This window comes from Pseudomonas asiatica (assembly GCF_009932335.1).
GTDB classification, from domain to species: domain Bacteria; phylum Pseudomonadota; class Gammaproteobacteria; order Pseudomonadales; family Pseudomonadaceae; genus Aquipseudomonas; species Aquipseudomonas asiatica.
In genome coordinates this window covers 2,253,484-2,269,870 of record NZ_BLJF01000001.1, presented here as the reverse complement: position 1 = coordinate 2,269,870, position 16,387 = coordinate 2,253,484, and the positions used below count along the sequence as shown (strand labels likewise).

At 64.1% G+C, this 16,387-nt stretch carries 16 protein-coding genes, 1 pseudogene and 1 riboswitch; of the genes and pseudogenes, 7 read left to right on the top strand and 10 right to left on the bottom strand.

Annotation, left to right across the window (positions count from 1 at the left end; genetic code table 11):
• Window positions 1-22: 22 nt before the first annotated feature.
• A complete protein-coding gene (locus tag GYA95_RS10590; RefSeq protein ID WP_015270532.1) occupies window positions 23-1,375 on the bottom strand; it encodes a GntP family permease in 1,353 nt (450 codons plus the stop codon).
• Window positions 1,376-1,486: 111 nt separating this feature from the next.
• Entirely contained in the window at window positions 1,487-2,026 is a 540-nt protein-coding gene (locus GYA95_RS10585) for a gluconokinase (protein WP_015270531.1), read from the bottom strand.
• 206 nt (window positions 2,027-2,232) lie between these two features.
• On the opposite strand from GYA95_RS10585, the gene gntR reads away from it, so the two are divergent.
• The 3 genes and pseudogenes from gntR (at window position 2,233) to GYA95_RS28295 (ending at window position 4,851) form a co-directional block, all read left to right on the top strand.
• Window positions 2,233-3,252 carry an HTH-type transcriptional regulator GntR gene (gntR, locus tag GYA95_RS10580; protein ID WP_054572869.1) on the top strand — a complete coding sequence of 340 codons (1,020 nt, stop codon included), beginning with the start codon at window positions 2,233-2,235 and terminating at the stop codon, window positions 3,250-3,252.
• 243 nt (window positions 3,253-3,495) lie between these two features.
• Window positions 3,496-4,314: pseudogene (locus GYA95_RS28300) on the top strand (PAS domain-containing protein); the annotation flags it as partial.
• A gap of 99 nt (window positions 4,315-4,413) precedes the next feature.
• Window positions 4,414-4,851, top strand: coding sequence for a methyl-accepting chemotaxis protein (locus GYA95_RS28295; protein WP_232873949.1), 438 nt, complete (start codon window positions 4,414-4,416; stop codon window positions 4,849-4,851).
• On the opposite strand, the gene GYA95_RS10570 is transcribed toward GYA95_RS28295, so the two are convergent.
• From GYA95_RS10570 to GYA95_RS10535, 8 genes are all read right to left on the bottom strand, one after another.
• Window positions 4,826-8,098 (bottom strand): transporter substrate-binding domain-containing protein, encoded by a 3,273-nt coding sequence (locus GYA95_RS10570; protein WP_015270528.1) that lies wholly within the window; start codon window positions 8,096-8,098, stop codon window positions 4,826-4,828. The genes GYA95_RS28295 and GYA95_RS10570 overlap by 26 nt on opposite strands.
• A gap of 13 nt (window positions 8,099-8,111) precedes the next feature.
• Window positions 8,112-8,726: a response regulator transcription factor gene (locus tag GYA95_RS10565; RefSeq protein ID WP_015270527.1), complete on the bottom strand. Its 615-nt coding sequence runs from the start codon at window positions 8,724-8,726 to the stop codon at window positions 8,112-8,114.
• Window positions 8,727-8,945: 219 nt separating this feature from the next.
• Entirely contained in the window at window positions 8,946-9,188 is a 243-nt protein-coding gene (locus tag GYA95_RS10560) for a DUF1272 domain-containing protein (protein ID WP_013972792.1), read from the bottom strand.
• A 66-nt stretch (window positions 9,189-9,254) separates the two neighbouring features.
• Complete coding sequence (gene cobM / locus GYA95_RS10555) at window positions 9,255-10,007, bottom strand: precorrin-4 C(11)-methyltransferase (RefSeq protein ID WP_015270526.1); 753 nt, start codon at window positions 10,005-10,007, stop codon at window positions 9,255-9,257.
• Between the two features lie 33 nt (window positions 10,008-10,040).
• Window positions 10,041-10,427: a cobalamin biosynthesis protein gene (locus GYA95_RS10550; protein WP_015270525.1), complete on the bottom strand. Its 387-nt coding sequence runs from the start codon at window positions 10,425-10,427 to the stop codon at window positions 10,041-10,043.
• On the bottom strand, window positions 10,427-11,113 hold the full coding sequence (locus tag GYA95_RS10545) for a CbtA family protein (RefSeq protein ID WP_015270524.1): 687 nt from the start codon (window positions 11,111-11,113) through the stop codon (window positions 10,427-10,429). The genes GYA95_RS10550 and GYA95_RS10545 overlap by 1 nt, the downstream gene beginning before the upstream one ends.
• A gap of 10 nt (window positions 11,114-11,123) precedes the next feature.
• Entirely contained in the window at window positions 11,124-11,312 is a 189-nt protein-coding gene (locus GYA95_RS10540) for a CbtB domain-containing protein (protein ID WP_003258255.1), read from the bottom strand.
• A gap of 93 nt (window positions 11,313-11,405) precedes the next feature.
• Window positions 11,406-11,628, bottom strand: a riboswitch (cobalamin riboswitch).
• A 410-nt stretch (window positions 11,629-12,038) separates the two neighbouring features.
• A complete protein-coding gene (locus GYA95_RS10535) occupies window positions 12,039-12,518 on the bottom strand; it encodes a GNAT family N-acetyltransferase (RefSeq protein ID WP_015270523.1) in 480 nt (159 codons plus the stop codon).
• A gap of 133 nt (window positions 12,519-12,651) precedes the next feature.
• On the opposite strand from GYA95_RS10535, the gene GYA95_RS10530 reads away from it, so the two are divergent.
• The 4 genes from GYA95_RS10530 (at window position 12,652) to GYA95_RS10515 (ending at window position 16,270) form a co-directional block, all read left to right on the top strand.
• Complete coding sequence (locus tag GYA95_RS10530) at window positions 12,652-13,272, top strand: LysE family translocator (RefSeq protein WP_015270522.1); 621 nt, start codon at window positions 12,652-12,654, stop codon at window positions 13,270-13,272.
• Between the two features lie 21 nt (window positions 13,273-13,293).
• A complete protein-coding gene (locus GYA95_RS10525) occupies window positions 13,294-14,178 on the top strand; it encodes an alpha/beta fold hydrolase (protein WP_015270521.1) in 885 nt (294 codons plus the stop codon).
• Window positions 14,179-14,298: 120 nt separating this feature from the next.
• Window positions 14,299-15,186: a pirin family protein gene (locus GYA95_RS10520; protein ID WP_015270520.1), complete on the top strand. Its 888-nt coding sequence runs from the start codon at window positions 14,299-14,301 to the stop codon at window positions 15,184-15,186.
• Between the two features lie 154 nt (window positions 15,187-15,340).
• Window positions 15,341-16,270 (top strand): DNA-3-methyladenine glycosylase family protein, encoded by a 930-nt coding sequence (locus tag GYA95_RS10515; protein ID WP_015270519.1) that lies wholly within the window; start codon window positions 15,341-15,343, stop codon window positions 16,268-16,270.
• The last annotated feature ends 117 nt before the right edge of the window (window positions 16,271-16,387 follow it).

The window sequence follows — 16,387 nt, the reverse complement described above, 5'->3', positions numbered from 1 at the left end:
GTGCCATTACCCCGATCAACGGTTACACCACCAGCGACAGCAACATGATGAAGATGATGCCGACGATCGACAGGATGGTCTCCATCATGCTCCAGGTCTTGAAGGTTTCCGCCACGGTCATGTTGAAGTACTGCTTCACCAGCCAGAAGCCGGCGTCGTTGACGTGGGACAAGATCAACGAGCCAGCGCCGGTGGCCAGCACCAGCAGCTCACGGTTGACCCCCGGCACCAGGTCGATCACCGGTGCAACGATGCCCGCACCGGTAATGGTGGCGACCGTGGCGGAACCGGTGGCGATACGGATTACCGCTGCTACCAGCCAGGCCAGCATGATGGGCGAAATCTCCGCCTGTACGGCCATCTGCCCGATCACGTTGCCCACGCCGGTGTCTACCAGCATCTGCTTGAAGCCACCACCTGCACCCACGATCAGCACGATCGCCGCAGTCGGTGCCAGGCTCTGGTCGAGCATCTTCATGATCTGCTGGCGGTTGAAGCCACGGGCCGAGCCAAAGGTATAGAAGGCCAGCAGCAGGGCAGCGAGCAGGGCGGTGATGGGGTGGCCGATCAGGTCCATCCACTGGCGCACGATGTGCTCGGCAGGCAGCACCACGTCGGCGAAGGTCTTCAGCAGCATCAGCACCACCGGCAGCAGCACGGTGACCAGGGTGATGGTGAAGCTCGGCAGATTGCCCTGGTCGGACTCCTTGGCGATTTGGTCCATCAGCTCCTGGGACGGGGTGCCCGGGATGTAGCGGGAAATGAAATTACCGAACAGCGGGCCGGCGATGATGGCGGTAGGCAGCGCCACGATCAGGCCATAGAAAATGGTCTTGCCGATGTCGGCATGGAAGATGCCGATTGCCAGCAGCGGGCCCGGGTGCGGGGGCACCAGGCCGTGCACCACCGACAGGCCGGCCAGCAGCGGAATGCCGATCTTGATCAGCGATACACCGGAGCGCCGGGCAACGATGAACACCAGCGGGATCAGCAGCACGAAGCCGATCTCGAAGAACAGCGGGATACCCACCAGGAAGGCGGCGAACATCATCGCCCAGTGCACGTTCTTCTTGCCGAAGGCGCGGATGAGGGTTTGCGCGATCTGATCGGCCCCCCCGGAGTCGGCCATCAGCTTGCCAAGCATGGTGCCCAGGGCGAGCACGATGCCGACGAAGCCCAGAACACCGCCAAAACCGTCCTGGAACGATTTCATGACCTTGGCCACAGGCATGCCGGAGGTGAGGCCAAGGAAGCCGGCCGCGATGGTCAGTGCGACGAAGGGATGGACTTTGAAGTGGGTGATCAGCAGGATCAGCCCGACGATGGTAACCAGCGCGTCGAGCAGCAGGAAGGTATCAGTAGCCAGTCCGAACATGGTTTGAAGGCCTCGGTCTTATCGTTGTTTTGGCGTAGCTTTTTTGCAAATTTGCTTGCGCTTGAGGGGCAGGGTAGCGCTGTCTTGGGTGAGCCGGGAAAACCGCCAGGGTCAGGCGGTTTGTGCCAGGCCCGGCTCACTGCGGCCCTTTAGCCAGCTGTCGACCGCTTCGGCAAGCGCTTCGATGGGCTGGGTGGCGTCGAGCGCAAGGGTCAGGGGTTCGCCGTGTGGCGGCTCCAGGGCAGCGAATTGGCTATCGATGAGGCTCGCCGGCATGAAATGCCCGGGGCGGGCCAGCACGCGTTTCTCCGCCTCGGCGGGTGACAGCTCGAGGAACACGAACACCAGCCCGGGCATGGCGTCGCGCAGGGAGTCGCGATAGCGGCGCTTGAGGGCCGAACAGGTCAGGATCGGACGTTCCCCGGCCTGGGTCGTGGCTTGCAGCTCCTGACCAAGACGCACCAGCCAACCGGCACGGTCGCTGTCGTCCAGGGGGATGCCAGCGCTCATCTTGCGGATGTTTTCGGCAGGGTGGAAAGCGTCACCTTCGATCAGGCGGCCGCCGCTTCTGGCAGCGATGGCAGCGCCGATGCAGCTTTTGCCGCAACCGGCCACGCCCATCACCACGATGGCGGACAGGGGAGAATTCATCAGTACCTCCTGCGGGTGAGATAGCGCTGTCTCGTTGTCGACGAACAGCCACCTCCCCGGTGTTATTGGTCTTGTCCCTACGCAGTATGGACGCTTGGCGGCGGGCGCGCGTTGGCCGCTACCAAAGATTACATTGCCTGCGTCCTGAGACAGCGCTACCTTAGTGGCCGTTCCCTTTCCTTGCAAGTAGTAAAATTACAACATCCATGTCCCGCACCGGCTCCCGTACCACAGGTCGTCCCACCCTGGCAGAAGTTGCCAGGCTTTCCGGGGTTTCCCCGATTACCGCGTCGCGCGCCCTGCGCGGGGTCAGCACGGTTGCGCCGGAGCTGGTGGAAAAGGTCGTTGCTGCCGCGGCGAGCCTCGGTTATGTCGCCAACCCGGCGGCCCGTGCCCTGGCATCGGCGCGCAGCCAGTCAGTGGTGGTGTTGATCCCGTCGCTGTCCAACCAGCTGTTCATCGACACGCTGGAAGCCATTCATGAGGTCATGCGCCCGCGCGGGCTCGAGGTGCTGATCGGCAACTATCACTACGATCTTGCCGAAGAGGAGAACCTCATCCGCAACTACCTGGCCTATCAGCCCTGCGGCATGCTGCTGACCGGTTTCGAGCGCAGCGAGGCATCGCGGCAGATGCTGGCGGCCAGTGGCGTACCTTGTGTGCACATGATGGAACTGAATGGCGAAGCTGGTGCATTGTCCGTCGGCTTCTCGCAGCAGCAAGCCGGGCGCGCCGCCGCCCGCCACCTGATCGAGCGCGGGCGCAAGCGCCTGGGGTTCATTGCCGCACAGCTGGATCCACGAGTGATGCAGCGTGCCGAAGGGTTCCGCCAGGCGTTGGCCGAGGCCGGCTTGCAGGCGGCCGAGTTGGAAGTGCTGACGCCGGAGCCTTCTTCCATTGCCCTGGGCAGCGCGTTGTTCAGCCAGTTGCTCCAGCAGGCGCCGGATGTCGACGGTATCTTCTTCTGCAACGACGACCTGGCCCAGGGCGCGGTGCTGCAGGCATTGCGCCAAGGGGTGGAGGTGCCGCGGCAGGTGGCGATGGTCGGTTTCAACGACCTGCCGGCTTCGGCGCACATGGTGCCGCGGCTGACCTCGATTCGCACGCCTCGCGCCGCCGTGGGGCGCGGTGCTGCGCAGGCGCTGCTGGCGCTGCTCGATGGCAAGCGGGTGCCGAATGCGCAGCAGGACCTGGGCTTCGAGTTGATGGTGCGGGAGAGTTCCTGAGTTTGTCTTGAGTGGTGTGGTGGGTTCGAGACCGAGCGCCGCCCGCGCGGCGCTTCGCAGCACAAGGCTGCTCCTACATCTGTTTCAGGCCAGTAACGCCTGTGCCAGAGCGTTCGCGCACAAACCTCACAGGAATAATTGGCCCGAAACAGATGTAGGAGCAGCCTTGTGCTGCGAAGCTCCGCGCGGGCGGCGCTCGATCTCACAGGCGCCACAAAAGCCACGACCTACGCCAGGCGATCTATGCTCAGGACACCGCGCATACAGGAGCCCGGCGTCATGTTCGATTTCCACCGCAAGTCCGATCTGGTCGAAATCCAGCGCAGTCATCAGGCATTGGCCAGCTTGCAGGCCAAGCTGGCGGCGATCAGCCGCTCCATGGCAATGATCGAGTTCACCCCCGACGGCACGATCCTCGATGCCAATGAGCGCTTCTGCCAAGCCATGGGCTACAGCGCCGAGGAGTTGCGCGGCAAGCATCATCGGCTGTTCTGCGACCCTGGCTACGCGAAAAGCGCCGAATACCAGCAACTGTGGCGTGAACTGGGGCAGGGCAAGGCCATCAGCGGTACCTTCGAGCGCATCGACAAGGCCGGACGCGAAGTCTGGCTGGAAGCCAGCTACATGCCGGTACTGGACGAGCAGCGCCAGGTCACCAGCGTTATCAAGGTGGCATCCGACATCAGCCAGCGAGTGATGGAGGAGCACGAGAGCGAAAGCCTGCTCAAGGCCATCAGCCGCTCCATGGCGGTAATCGAATTCACCCCGCAAGGCCGGGTGATCAAAGCCAACCAGAACTTCCTCGACACCATGGGCTATCGCCTGGACGAGGTGGTCGGTCGCCATCACGGGCTGTTCTGCCTGGCGCACGAGCGCGAATCGGCCGAGTACCGCGAGTTCTGGGCATCGCTCAACCGCGGCGAGTACCACTCGCACCGTTTCGAGCGTGTCGACAAACATGGCCAGACGGTCTATCTGGAGGCCTCCTACAACCCGATCTTCGACAGCAAGGGCCGCTTGTACAAGGTGGTGAAGTTCGCCAGCGACATCACCCGCCAGGTCAGCACCCAGCAAAGCGCGGCCGATGCTGCCCATGCCAGTTCGGTACAGACCGATGCCTGCGCGCGCAAGGGCACCGAAGTAGTACAGCAGGCGGTACAGGTGATCGAGCAGATTTCCCATGAACTCAACGACGCGGCACGCAGTATCGATGCGGTGAGCAAGCAGTCGGATGTGATCGGGCAGATAGTGCTGACCATCCGTGGCATTGCCGACCAGACCAACCTGTTGGCTTTGAACGCAGCCATCGAGGCGGCCCGCGCCGGCGAGCACGGGCGCGGTTTTGCCGTGGTGGCCGACGAGGTGCGCAGCCTGGCGGCGCGCACCAGCAAGGCTACCCTGGAAATCGTCGACGTGGTGCGGCAGAACCACAACCTGTCGCTGTTGGCCGTGGCCAGCATGCAGTCGAGCCTGAAGCGTACCGGCCATGGTGTGGCGCTGGCCAACGAAGCCGGTACGGTGATCATGGAAATCCAGCAGGGTTCACGGCACGTGGTAAACGCTATCAGCCAGATCAGTTCGACGCTGCAATTGCACTGAGCACATCGCCCAGCTCGTCCAGCAGGGTCTCCAGGCTGGCCTGTAGTTGCAGGCGAAGGTCAATCGTCGGCAGGCCTTGGTCGTGGGCCTGCTCGATGGCTTCGCAATCCTTGACCAGCGTGCGTACCTTGAGCATCTTCGCCCCACCTTTGATCCGGTGAGCCAAGGCGCGCAAAGTTTCGCCGGGGGCGTCTGCTGGCAACGCCCGCAAGGTGGCCAGGTCTTCGCTGACGCTTTGTGACAACTGCTGCAGCAAGTTCCGCGTCAGTTGTTCGTCGTCCTGGGTCAGGTGGCGCAGTTCGCCAAGGTTGAACCCGCTGGCGCGCCGTGCTGTCGGCTGCTGCCGGGGGTGGGCGTGGGGCAGGTGGGTCTTGAGCGTACGCAGGCCGATGGGTTTGAACAGGCATTCGTCCATGCCGCTGGCCAGGCAGCGGGCACGCTCCTCGGCCTGGGCGTTGGCGGTGACGCCGAGAATGCGGCATGCCGCCAGGCCGCGTTCGCCCTCGAGGCTGCGGATACGGCGGGTCAGTTCGTGGCCGTCCATGACCGGCATGCTGCAGTCGGTGATTACCAGGTCGAAGCGCGCAGCCTGCCAGCGTGCCAGCGCGATTTCCCCGTTTTCCGCCAGCGTGACCCGATGCCCCAGGGTATGCAGTTGCCGCTCCAGCAGCAGCAGGTTGGCGGGGTAGTCGTCGACCACCAGTATGTTCAAAGGGCCGCTGCTTGTTTCCAGCACAGGGTCGTGCTGGTCGGCCTGCACCGGTGCAGCGCAGGCGGGCAACTGCAGGCTGACCTGCACCTTGGTGCCAAGGCCTTCGACGCTCTGCAAGTTCAAGGTACCGCCCATCAACTCGGCCAGCGTGCGGCTGATGACCAGTCCCAGGCCGGCGCCCTGGCGTGCCCGGGGGCCGTCGGCCTGGACGAAGGTATTGAACAGCCGGGCCTGGTCGGCAGGGCTGATGCCGATGCCGGTGTCTCGCACACTCAGCTCTACTGCCAGGCTGTCAGTGTCGGTGGGCGGGGGCAGTAGCAGGCTGGCCTGGACTTCACCGCTGTCGGTGAACTTGATGGCGTTGCTGATAAGGTTGGACAAGACCTGCTTGAGGCGCAGTGGATCAGCCAGCACCCACACCGGCGCAGCGGGCAGTTCGCTGTGCAGGTGCAGGCCTTTGGCCCTTGCATTGCCTTCGAACACCCGCACGGTGGCGCGTACCAGTTCTACCAGGTTGGTGGGCACTGGCTGCAGGGTGACATGCCCGGATTCGATACGGGAAATGTCGAGAATATCGCCAATCAGCTCAAGCAGACCAATGGCCGAATCGTGGGCGGTCTGCAGGGTCTGGGTGTCGCAGCGGCCGCCGCGGCTGTCTTCCAGGGCCAACTCCAGCAGGCCGATCACGGCATTCATCGGGGTACGGATTTCATGGCTCATGGTGGCCAGGAAGGTGCTTTTGGTCTGGCTGGCCTGTTCGGCGTCGTCCTTGGCCTGGCGCAGCTGTTCAAGCAGGCCGCGGCTAAGCGCCAGTTGCGCTTGCAGGGCATGCTGGGCCTCGGTGCGCTGGTTGATCAGCTTGCGCAGGTAGCTGTTCCAGAACACCACCCCGGCCAGCAGCAAGGCCGACAGCACCAGCACTTGCAAGGCCAGCGTGCGGTAGTCGCGCCAAGGGCTGTCACTGACCAGGGTGGTGGTGCGCCAGCGGTTGATCAGCTGGTCCAGCTCTTCGGGTGGAATGCTCAGCAGCGCCTTGTCGAGGATTGCCTGCAGCTGTGGCTGGTCCGCGGCCACGGCGAAGGCGGCGATGGCCGGGTCATCGTCGAGCACGCTGGCAATGCGCAGGCGGTCCTTGAACACATGGCTGATGTAGTAGGCGGCATTGATATGGCTGCTCAGGGCGACGTCGGCGGCACCGTTGGCCACGGCCTCCATCAGGCCGAGCGGGTTGTCCACCTCGACCATCCTGGCCTGCGGATAGCGTTGTTGCAGCACGGCCCGTTGCGGCGAACCGCGTACCAGGGCGATGCGCATGCCATCCAGCGCCATGGCCTGCGGCGGTAATGCATTGTCGCCACGGGTGACCAGCACCCGTGGGCTGACCAGGTAGGGACGGGTATAACGCAGTTGTTTCGAACGGTCTGTGCTGTAACCCAATGCGCCGATCATCTGCGCATCCCCGCGCGCCAGGCGCTCGATCATTGCTTGCGCCGACGGGCTTTCGACCGGCTTGAAATGCAGCCCCGTGCGCAGCGAGATCTGCTTGAGCAGCTCGAGGGTGATGCCGCTGGGGCGATGCTTGGTGTCGTTGAAGGTCAGTGGCGCCAGCGAAGTGTTGACCAGCACGCTGACGTTGGGGTTGGCAGCTATCCAGGCTTCTTCTTCGGCGGTCAGGGCGGTGAGGTGGCGCTGCAGCAGCAGGCTGGTGTTGCCACTGCTCCAGCGGCGCAGGATATTCAGGCGTTCGCTTTCGCTGATACGCGCCAGCGCCTTGTTGACCAACTGTTGCAGGCGCGGGTTGTCACTGGCCATGGCAAAGGCAAACGCGCCAGGGGCAACCTGACAGAAGTGGTCGATCTTCAGTGTGCCCTGGTAACTCTTGCCAATCGCGAAGTCGGTACTGATGGCATCGCCCAGGTAGGCGTCGGCCTCGCCCAGTTCGACGGCGGCCAACCCGGCCAGGGTGGAGCGATACAGGCTCAATTGCGCCTTGGGGTACAGGCGGCGGACGCTGCTGGCCGGCAGGTAATGATCGACCATGGCCAGGCGCAGGCCGGCGAGGTCGGGGGTGTTCTTCAGGCTGCGCCCCTCGCGTGTGACGATGACTGGCAGATCGTCGGCGTAGCTTGAACTGAGGCTGAGCTGGGCATCCGCTGCCTCGAAGGCGTTGGAGCTGCCCAGCAGGTCGATACGGCCGTCGCGCAGCGCAGCGATGGCTTCGTGGCGGCTGTCGAAGCGTCGTACTTCGATGGTTGTACCCAGCTGTTCTGCGATGATGCCAGCGTAATCGGCGCTGAGGCCTTCGTAGTCGTGCAGGCTGACATTGATCTCCAGCGGTGGGTAGTCGGGGCGCGAACTGCCAAGTACCAGGTGCTGGCGTTGCTGTAGCCAATGCCGCTCTTCGCTGGACAGCGCAAGCGGGGACGCGGCGCTGACCGAGCGTGCCAGCAACTGGCGAGGTTCGCTGTTTGCCAGCAGCGCGCCGGAACCGGCCAGGCCGATGACCAGTAGGGCGCTTGCCAGCAGGCGCTTCATTGTCATCGAGCGCTCAGTAGACGCTGTTGCGCTTGGCCAGGTCGACCATTTCAACCAGTGATTCGGTCTTGAGCTTTTCCATGATGCGGCCCCGGTAGGTGCTTATGGTCTTGGCGCTGAGGTTCATGCAGGTGCCGATATTCTTGTTGTTCTCGCCGCGCGCCAGGCGCCGCAGCACCTCCATTTCCCGGTTGGACAGGCTGGACAGGCGCACTGGCTCGCTTTCCAGCGAGTTGCTGTTGACCGACATCTGCGGGAAGGTCGAGTAGCCCTTGACCAGCGCTTTCAGGGCAAACAGCAACGCCTCGTGGTCTTCTTCCTTGGTGACAAAAGCGCCGATGCCAGCATCCAGGCAGCGCCGCACATACAGGTCGGTGGCCTGGCCGGTCAGCACCATGATCTTGGGCGCCGGCTCCAGGCATTGCAGGCGCTTTATCACTTCCATGCCATCCAGGCCGGGCAGGCCGATGTCGAGAATTACCACATCCGGTCGCAGGTCGCGGGCCACCTGCGCCACCTCGCTGCCATTGCCGACCTCGCCGACAACACGGAAGCGCTCGCGTTCGAGCAACATGCGCAAGGACAGCCGGACGATGGGGTGGTCGTCGACGATCAGCACGGTAGTCATGAAGAAAACTCCTGTCAGGATGTGGTCCGCTTCCTGGATCACTCAGGAATACGTCTGCAAGTGGGGTTATCGGAAGCGCTGCACGATACGACCATTCCCGAAATTTGGTAATGCCGAGTATAGAAGTGTTGAAAGTCCACGTGCTTGTTGTTGAAAAGTCCTACAAAAAGTGGGAAAGACATCACCCTGGCAAAGCGGCGATGCCTGTTTTTGTAGTCGTCATGCGCAGGCGGAGTGTGATTTGCTCACGCGCTGGGTTGAGGCGGGGTTGTTGGCCAGTGCCTGGCCGACCCGTGTCGGGCGTGCCACCAGCTGGCCGGTGCAGTTCGGGCAGCGGCCCTGGAAACGGGTTTCGGCGCAGGTGCGGCAGAAGGTGCATTCGAAGGAGCAGATCAGCGCATCGGGGCTGTCACCCGGCAGATCGGTATCGCAGCACTCGCAGTTTGGGCGTAGGTCCAGCATGGGCATGACTCCTGTTTGCAGGCGGGAAACCGGAGTCTGCTACGCCTGCGGCGAACCTGGCAATGCTCAGTCGCCAGGGCGATACAGGTGGGCGTGCCCGGCGCGATACAAGGCCGATTCGGCAAACGGTGTGTCGCCCAGCACGTGGCCCACAAGGATCAGCGCCGTGCGCCGGAAATCCTTGGCCGCGACGCGTTCCACGATATCGCCGAGGGTACCGCGCACCCAGTCCTGGTCAGGCCAGGTGGCACGATGCACCACCGCCACCGGGCAGTGCGTGCCGTAGTGCGGCAGCAGTTCTTCGACGATACGCGACAGGTGCTTGACCCCCAGGTGAATCGCCAGGGTGCTGCCATGGCGCGCCAGCTCGCCCAGCTGCTCGCCGGGCGGCATCGGCGAGCTGTCACCATAGCGGGTGAGGATAACGGTCTGCGCTACCTGGGGCAGGGTCAGTTCGCAGCCGAGCAGGGCGGCGCTGGCCGCTGTAGCGGTGACCCCGGGGATGATCTGGTAATCGATGCCCAGCGTTTGCAGATGGCGGATCTGCTCGCCGATGGCGCCGTACAGGCTGGGGTCGCCACTGTGTACCCGAGCCACATCCTGGCCTTGCTCATGCGCACTGCGCATGGCGGCGATGATCTGTTCCAAATGCAGTTCGGCACTGTTGATCACGGTCTCGGCCTGGTGGCCCTCGAGCACGGCGGCCGGCACCAGCGAGCCGGCATAGATGATCACCGGGCACTGGCGGATCAGCCGTTGGCCCTTGACCGTGATCAGTTCCGGGTCGCCGGGGCCGGCGCCGATGAAGTAGACCGTCATGGTAAGTCCTTGCAGGAAAGAGGGGTGAAACGTTCAACAGGCCAGGGCGAGAGTAGCCGGGCCCAGTACCTGGCGCGTCAGCAGCAACCTGGCCGTGCCGAGCCGCTGGCTGGCCAGGGCCAGTGCCGCACTCTCCGCCACGCCCCAGCAGCCACAGTGGGCATGGGCAGCGGCGGAGCGGTGGCTGAGCTGGAGTTCGTAGGGTTGCAACTGCGCGGTATCGTACAACACCAAAGGCAGGCCGAGGCGTTCGGACAGTTGCTGCAAGCCGGGCTCGTCGGCCTTCAGGCTGATGCTGGCGATGCCTTGCAGGTCGGCTAACGCCAGGCCCTGGGTGGCCAGGGCCTGGCGCAGCAAGATTTCCAGCGTATCCGCCGGGCAACCCCGACGACAGCCGAAGCCGGCGTAGAAGGCAGGCATCAGGCCTGGCTGGAGCGCCGGAACAGCCAGGCGCTGATCAGGCCCAGGGCCAGCCAGAATGCGGCGTTGGTCAGCCAGGAGGCCACTTTGAACTGGGTTTCCAAGGCGGCGGGGGCCAGGCTCTCGTGCACCTCGGGTTGCGGCGCACCGATCACATGGGGAATGACCAGCAGCACAGCGCCCAGCGCCTTCAGCAACCAGTGGCGAGCGAACACCAACAGGGCCAGGCCCAGCGCGGTGGCACTGGCGGTGCCGATCCACCAGGCCTGGCGTTGCCCCAGGTCGGCTGCGGCAGTACCTGGCAGTTCCGGCGGCAGGCCCAGGGTCGGGGCCAGGCAGAACACGGCGAAGCCGGCCAGGCCCCAGAGTGCGCCGGTGCCGGCTCGCTTGGGTTCACGCAGGCTGTACAGGGCGGTGAGAATCAGGGCGAAGCCGACCGCGACCACCAGGTTGCCGCCGGTGGTGGACAGCACTCGCTGCCAGCCGTCTTCAGGTGCCCAGGCCTCGGCGCTGTGTTCATGCGCTGCCACTTCGCCGGCATGCTCGTGCTCGGCGACGGGGGCCGAGGATTCGTAGGTTTCTGCCTCGAGAATCAGCGGGGCGACCCAAAAGCTCTGCAGCAAGGTCAGCAGCAAGGCCGCCAGCAACCCGCTGAAGCCCGCGGTGCGGGCAATGCGTGTGATCATCGGGTTGTACTCAGTGGCAGGGGAATGCGGCGCTGTGGCGGGTGTCGTGGGCGGCGTTGTGCACGGCCTCGATGTGCGAAAAGCCGGCGAAGTACACCAGGCACAGGCCCAGCAGGCTGGCGCCGATGGCGATGACGACACGCTGGCTGAGGGTGACGGGGGTGGTAATGCTGTGTTGCTTGGCGCTGGTGACGGGCATGACGCGTTCCTCTGCTTTTTGTGGGCAACGGGCAAGCGCGGCAGCCCCGAGCGTGGCAGCCCAGGGGAATGCAACAGCGCCCGCCCACCGCGGGGTGTTCATGAACGCCAGGCCGGTCTCCGGGCTTGCGAGGAGGAGCCAGGCTCCTGGAAAGCGTCACCTTCCCATGCCGGGGATCAGGCACAGTGGTACAGACGCTTCGCTCGCTTACCGTTGCGGGGGCAGCACCGGCCTTGTCCGGCCCTGCTGGAGGGCCTGTGACGCACCGGTTTCCCGTTTCACCCCCATCGGGGGCACCTGAACGCGAGGCATAAGGAGACCATGGGGCGGGGCTGGCGTCAATTGCCCTGATGATAGGGCTTTGGTTTTGCAGTGCCTGGGAGATCGAGCGCCGCCCGCGCGGCGCTTCGCGGCACAAGGCCGCTCCTACATCTGTTTCCGGCCAATTACTCCTGTGCCAGGTGGGTTGCAGCCTTGGTGCTTGGCTGAAGATTGATGAGGAGCAGTCGTGCGCCCCTCGATATCGAATGGAACAAACAAGACGGACAGAGGTGAACTCACAGGAGTAACTGGCCCGAAACAGATGTAGGAGCGGCCTTGTGCCGCGAAGCGCCGCGCGGGCGGCGCTCGATCTCCCAGGCGCTGAAAAGCTCAAGGCATGCGCACTCAAGCCCTCATGTAAGCCGGTTCGGCCTGTAGTGGTCTATGCCGTGAGCATCCACCCGGTCAGCCCCGGGCAAACGCCGCCAGCTTCTCGCCATCCAGCCGGTAGCGCACCCACTCATCCTGCGCTTCGGCCCCCAGCTTCTGATAGAAGCCGATAGCCGGCTTGTTCCAGTCCAGAACGCTCCATTCAAGCCGTCCGCAATTCTTCGCCACCGCCTCGCGGGCGATGTGCCGCAGCAATTGCCGCCCGGCACCGTCGCCGCGCTGCTCGGGCGTTATGTACAGGTCTTCCAGGTAGATGCCGTTGCGCCCGAGCCAGGTCGAGTAGCTATAGAAATACACGGCAAAGCCGATTGCCCGGCCATCGCGCTCGCACATCAGGCTATGCACGGTGCTGCCCTCGCCAAAAAGGCTGTGCTCGATATCGGCAACGCTCGCGATCACCTCGTGGCGGGCGCGTTCGTACTCTGCCAGCTCGGTGATGAAGGCAAGTATCTGCTCGGCGTCGGCGCGAACGGCAGGACGGATGGTGAGGCTCATGGGACGGCTTCCTTGATCTGATGGTAGCGGTACAGCGATGTGTATCTACACAATTTCGTTAAACTGTACCGGTCGCAGAGGAGGGCGACTCCGTTAGTGTGACAGCACCCATAAAAAAAGTGGATTGCCTGCCATGCTTGCCTCTGCCGACCTGCTGACCGCCTTCGTGCTGTTCGCCTTCGTGTCTTCCATCACTCCCGGCCCCAACAACACCATGCTGCTTGCCTCCGGGGTGAATTTCGGTGTGCGTCGCTCGATCCCGCACGCCCTGGGCATCAGTGTCGGTTTCATGGTGATGGTGCTGGCTGTCGGCCTGGGCCTGGGCGAGGTGTTCAAGGCCTGGCCGGCGCTGTATACGGTATTGCGTTACACCGGTGCCGCCTACCTGCTGTACCTGGCCTGGAAGATCGCCACCTCCGGGCCGGTCGGCACAGCTTCGTCCAGTGCCCGCAAACCGCTGGGCTTCTGGGGAGCGGCGGCATTCCAGTGGGTCAACCCCAAGGCCTGGGTGATGGCAGTCGGGGCAATCACCACCTACACGCCGGCGCAGGGCTATGTGACCAACGTCATTGTCATTGCTGCCTTGTTCGCCCTGGTCAACCTGCCGAGCGTCGGGGTGTGGGTGATGTTCGGCAGCGCCCTGCGCAACTTGTTGCAGAACCCGCGCTGGCTGATGCTGTTCAATGTCCTGATGGCCTTGTTGCTGGTGATTTCACTGTACCCGCTGCTGTTTGTAGAATCAGCGTTTTCCTGACCCCGCGAGTACGGTAAGCCGATGCAGTTGATCCCCTGGTCTCACGAATGCGCCGAAGGCTTCACCCTGCGGGGCTGGCGAACCCCGGCCAGTGGCAAGCCGTTACTGCATTTTCTGCACGGCAACGGCTTCTGTTGCCTGGCCTACCAGCCATTGCTGATGCGCCTGGGCGAACATTTCGACCTGTGGCTCAGCGATGTGCAGGGCCATGGTGACAGCGACCATGGCGGGGTGTTCCGTGGCTGGAACCGGACCGCTGCGCTGGCGGTGGAGGCTTTTGCAGCCGGGCGAGGCGAGTATGGTGACGTACCGCGCTTTGCCGTCGGGCACAGTTTCGGTGGCGTGCTCACCGGCCTGATCCTGGCCAGTGAACCGCAACTGTTCACGCGTGCCGTGCTGCTCGACCCGGTACTGTTCAGCCGGCGCATGCTGGGTGTGATGGGGATGGCAGCCCTGGTCGGCTTGCACCAGCGCCATGCCCTGGCGCGCAAGGCTGCCAGCCGTCGCAGCCATTGGCCCGACCGCGAGGCAGCCCTGGCTTCGCTGCATGGGCGGGGTATCTTCAAGGGGTGGACCGATGCGGCGCTGCGGGCCTACGTGGAGCATGCCATTGGCGACTGTGGCGAAGCGGTGGTGCTCAAGTGCCGGCCCAGCCGCGAAGTGGAAATATTCAGTTCGTTCCCCAAGCGCATGTGGGCGAGCCTGGCGGCAATCCGTACGCCCACGCGGGTGCTGTACGGCGAGCACACCTACCCCTTCGTACCGCATTCGGTAAATCGCCTGGTGGCGCTCAACCCTAAGGTCAGCGGCAGGCAGGTTGCAGGTGGGCACTGCTTCATGCAGGAGCATCCTGAGGCGTGTGCCGAAGAAGTGCAGGCCTTCCTGCTGCAGGGACCGGCGGGATAGTTTTTTCAGGCAGCTGGCTGTGGATTGTCCTTTAAATGAGACGATGCATGCCATTTTAGCCGGCTATTGCCTGATTGGTCTCACTGGTAAGGTTATCTCAACCAAGAGAGGAGCCTTCTCATGAAAACGATTCTGGGTATTCACCGCAGCCCCCACGCCCACTGGGTAGGTGATGGTTTCCCGGTGCGCAGCCTGTTCACCTACGACAACCTGGCCAGCAAGATCAGCCCGTTCCTGCTGCTGGACTATGCCGGCCCTCATGACTTCACCCCGACCAGTGCGCGGCGTGGCGTTGGCCAGCACCCGCACCGCGGCTTCGAGACCGTGACCATCGTCTACCAGGGCGAACTGGAACACCGTGACTCCACCGGCGCTGGCGGCTTGATCGGCCCTGGCGACGTGCAGTGGATGACTGCTGCCAATGGCATCATCCACGAAGAGTTCCATTCCCCAGGTTTCGCCCGTTCTGGCGGTACGCTGGAGATGGTACAGCTGTGGGTCAACCTGCCGGCGCGGGACAAGCGCGCAGCGGCCGGCTACCAGACGCTGCTGGCCAAGGACATCCCGGTGGTGACGCTGGACGGCGAGGGCGGCAGCCTGCGAGTGATTGCCGGTGACTATCGTGGGCATTCGGGGCCGGCGCGGACCTTTACTGCGATGGATGTCTGGGACCTGCGCCTGAATGCCGGTGCAGCCTTGCAACTGCCGGTCGCCGCTGGGCGCAATGCGGCGCTGGTGGTGTTGCGCGGCAACGTGCGGATTAACGGCGAGCGAGAAGCCGGCCCATCCAGCCTGGTGCTGTTTGACCGGGGCGGCGAGGATGTCGCTATCGAAGCGCTGGAAGGTGCCAGCTTGCTGCTGCTAAGCGGTGAACCGATCGATGAGCCGATCGTGGGCTATGGCCCGTTCGTGATGAACAGCCAGGCGGAAATTGCCGAGTCGTTCGACGACTTCCATGCCGGGCGGTTCGGGCAGATGCAGGATGCACGGGACGGTGCGGCGCATTGATCCTGGTTGATTGAATGGCTTGTCCGGCCCTATCGCCGGCAAGCCAGCTCCCACAGGTACAGCGACAATCTCGAGAGCAACGCTGTACCTGTGGGAGCTGGCTTGCCGGCGATAGGGCCGGTACAGGTTTTACTTTTGCTGGCATGATGCAGCCATGCCAAAGCTCACCCCCCTGCACGCCGTACGCCGATCATTGCCCACCCCCGGCCACCACACCTTGTGGCTGCGCTACCGTGCTCCTTACCACTGGCCCTCGACCCTGGCCTTCCTCGCTGCCCGCTGCATCCCCGGCATCGAGACCTGCCTCGACGGCACCTACCGCCGCACCCTGGTAATTGCCGGCCGACACGCCGTCTTGCACGCCACACCTTCGGGCAGCCAGTACCTGCGGGTCCGCCTTGAAGGCGTCCCGGCCCACGCGCTACCCGGCCTGACCGCCAGACTGAGGCGATTTTTCGACCTCGACGCCGATCCCGTGCGCATCAATGCCGAACTGTCCCGCGATCCACTGATGGCGCGCCTGCTACGGGAGCGTCCAGGCTTGCGGGTGCCACAAGGCTGGGACGCCTGCGAACAGGCAATGCGCACTGTGCTGGGCCAGCAAGTCAGTGTGGCCGGGGCCATGACTTTGGCCGGCCGCCTGGTGCAACGCCACGGCGTGCCCTTGCGCTGGCCCGCACCCGGCCTGAGCCACGTATTCCCGGCGTTGCCGGTATTGGCAGCTGCGAAATTCGATGGCATGGGCATGCCGCGAGCGCGCGCCGCCACCCTGGGCACGCTGGCCAATGCATTGCTCGCCGAGCCCAGGTTGCTGCGCCGCGGGCAGGTGCTGGATGAACTGCTGCGCAACCTGTGCCAGCTCAAGGGTATCGGCCCCTGGAGTGCGCACTACCTGGCATTGCGCCAGGTCGGCGCGGCCGATGCCTTGCCGCTGGGCGATGTGGCGCTGATCAAGGCGTTGCGCCTGCTCGAAGGCGAGGATGCCCAACTTGCGCAACGAGCCCTGGCGTGGCGACCGTGGCGAGCCTATGCGGCACAGCATCTTTGGGCATCGCTGGGGCCTGCCGGGACCGCTCGTCGCTAAGTCTGCCATTGCGTTCGAACGCCCAGCCCGCGCAGGCAATCTTCCACTAAGGTGCTAGAGGATTCCCTGCATGATCATTGCCCAGGCGCATGAGCGCCTGCCCCGGCATGCGCAATA

Excerpts from the sequence above, each read along its gene's own strand:
- GYA95_RS10590 (WP_015270532.1), bottom strand. The coding sequence starts at position 1,375 with ATGTTCGGACTGGCTACTGATACCTTCCTGCTGCTCGACGCGCTGGTT.
- GYA95_RS10585 (WP_015270531.1), bottom strand. The coding sequence starts at position 2,026 with ATGAATTCTCCCCTGTCCGCCATCGTGGTGATGGGCGTGGCCGGTTGC.
- gntR (WP_054572869.1), top strand. The coding sequence starts at position 2,233 with ATGTCCCGCACCGGCTCCCGTACCACAGGTCGTCCCACCCTGGCAGAA.
- GYA95_RS10570 (WP_015270528.1), bottom strand. The coding sequence starts at position 8,098 with ATGAAGCGCCTGCTGGCAAGCGCCCTACTGGTCATCGGCCTGGCCGGT.
- GYA95_RS10565 (WP_015270527.1), bottom strand. The coding sequence starts at position 8,726 with ATGACTACCGTGCTGATCGTCGACGACCACCCCATCGTCCGGCTGTCC.
- GYA95_RS10560 (WP_013972792.1), bottom strand. The coding sequence starts at position 9,188 with ATGCTGGACCTACGCCCAAACTGCGAGTGCTGCGATACCGATCTGCCG.
- cobM (WP_015270526.1), bottom strand. The coding sequence starts at position 10,007 with ATGACGGTCTACTTCATCGGCGCCGGCCCCGGCGACCCGGAACTGATC.
- GYA95_RS10550 (WP_015270525.1), bottom strand. The coding sequence starts at position 10,427 with ATGCCTGCCTTCTACGCCGGCTTCGGCTGTCGTCGGGGTTGCCCGGCG.
- GYA95_RS10545 (WP_015270524.1), bottom strand. The coding sequence starts at position 11,113 with ATGATCACACGCATTGCCCGCACCGCGGGCTTCAGCGGGTTGCTGGCG.
- GYA95_RS10540 (WP_003258255.1), bottom strand. The coding sequence starts at position 11,312 with ATGCCCGTCACCAGCGCCAAGCAACACAGCATTACCACCCCCGTCACC.
- GYA95_RS10535 (WP_015270523.1), bottom strand. The coding sequence starts at position 12,518 with ATGAGCCTCACCATCCGTCCTGCCGTTCGCGCCGACGCCGAGCAGATA.
- GYA95_RS10530 (WP_015270522.1), top strand. The coding sequence starts at position 12,652 with ATGCTTGCCTCTGCCGACCTGCTGACCGCCTTCGTGCTGTTCGCCTTC.
- GYA95_RS10525 (WP_015270521.1), top strand. The coding sequence starts at position 13,294 with ATGCAGTTGATCCCCTGGTCTCACGAATGCGCCGAAGGCTTCACCCTG.
- GYA95_RS10520 (WP_015270520.1), top strand. The coding sequence starts at position 14,299 with ATGAAAACGATTCTGGGTATTCACCGCAGCCCCCACGCCCACTGGGTA.
- GYA95_RS10515 (WP_015270519.1), top strand. The coding sequence starts at position 15,341 with ATGCCAAAGCTCACCCCCCTGCACGCCGTACGCCGATCATTGCCCACC.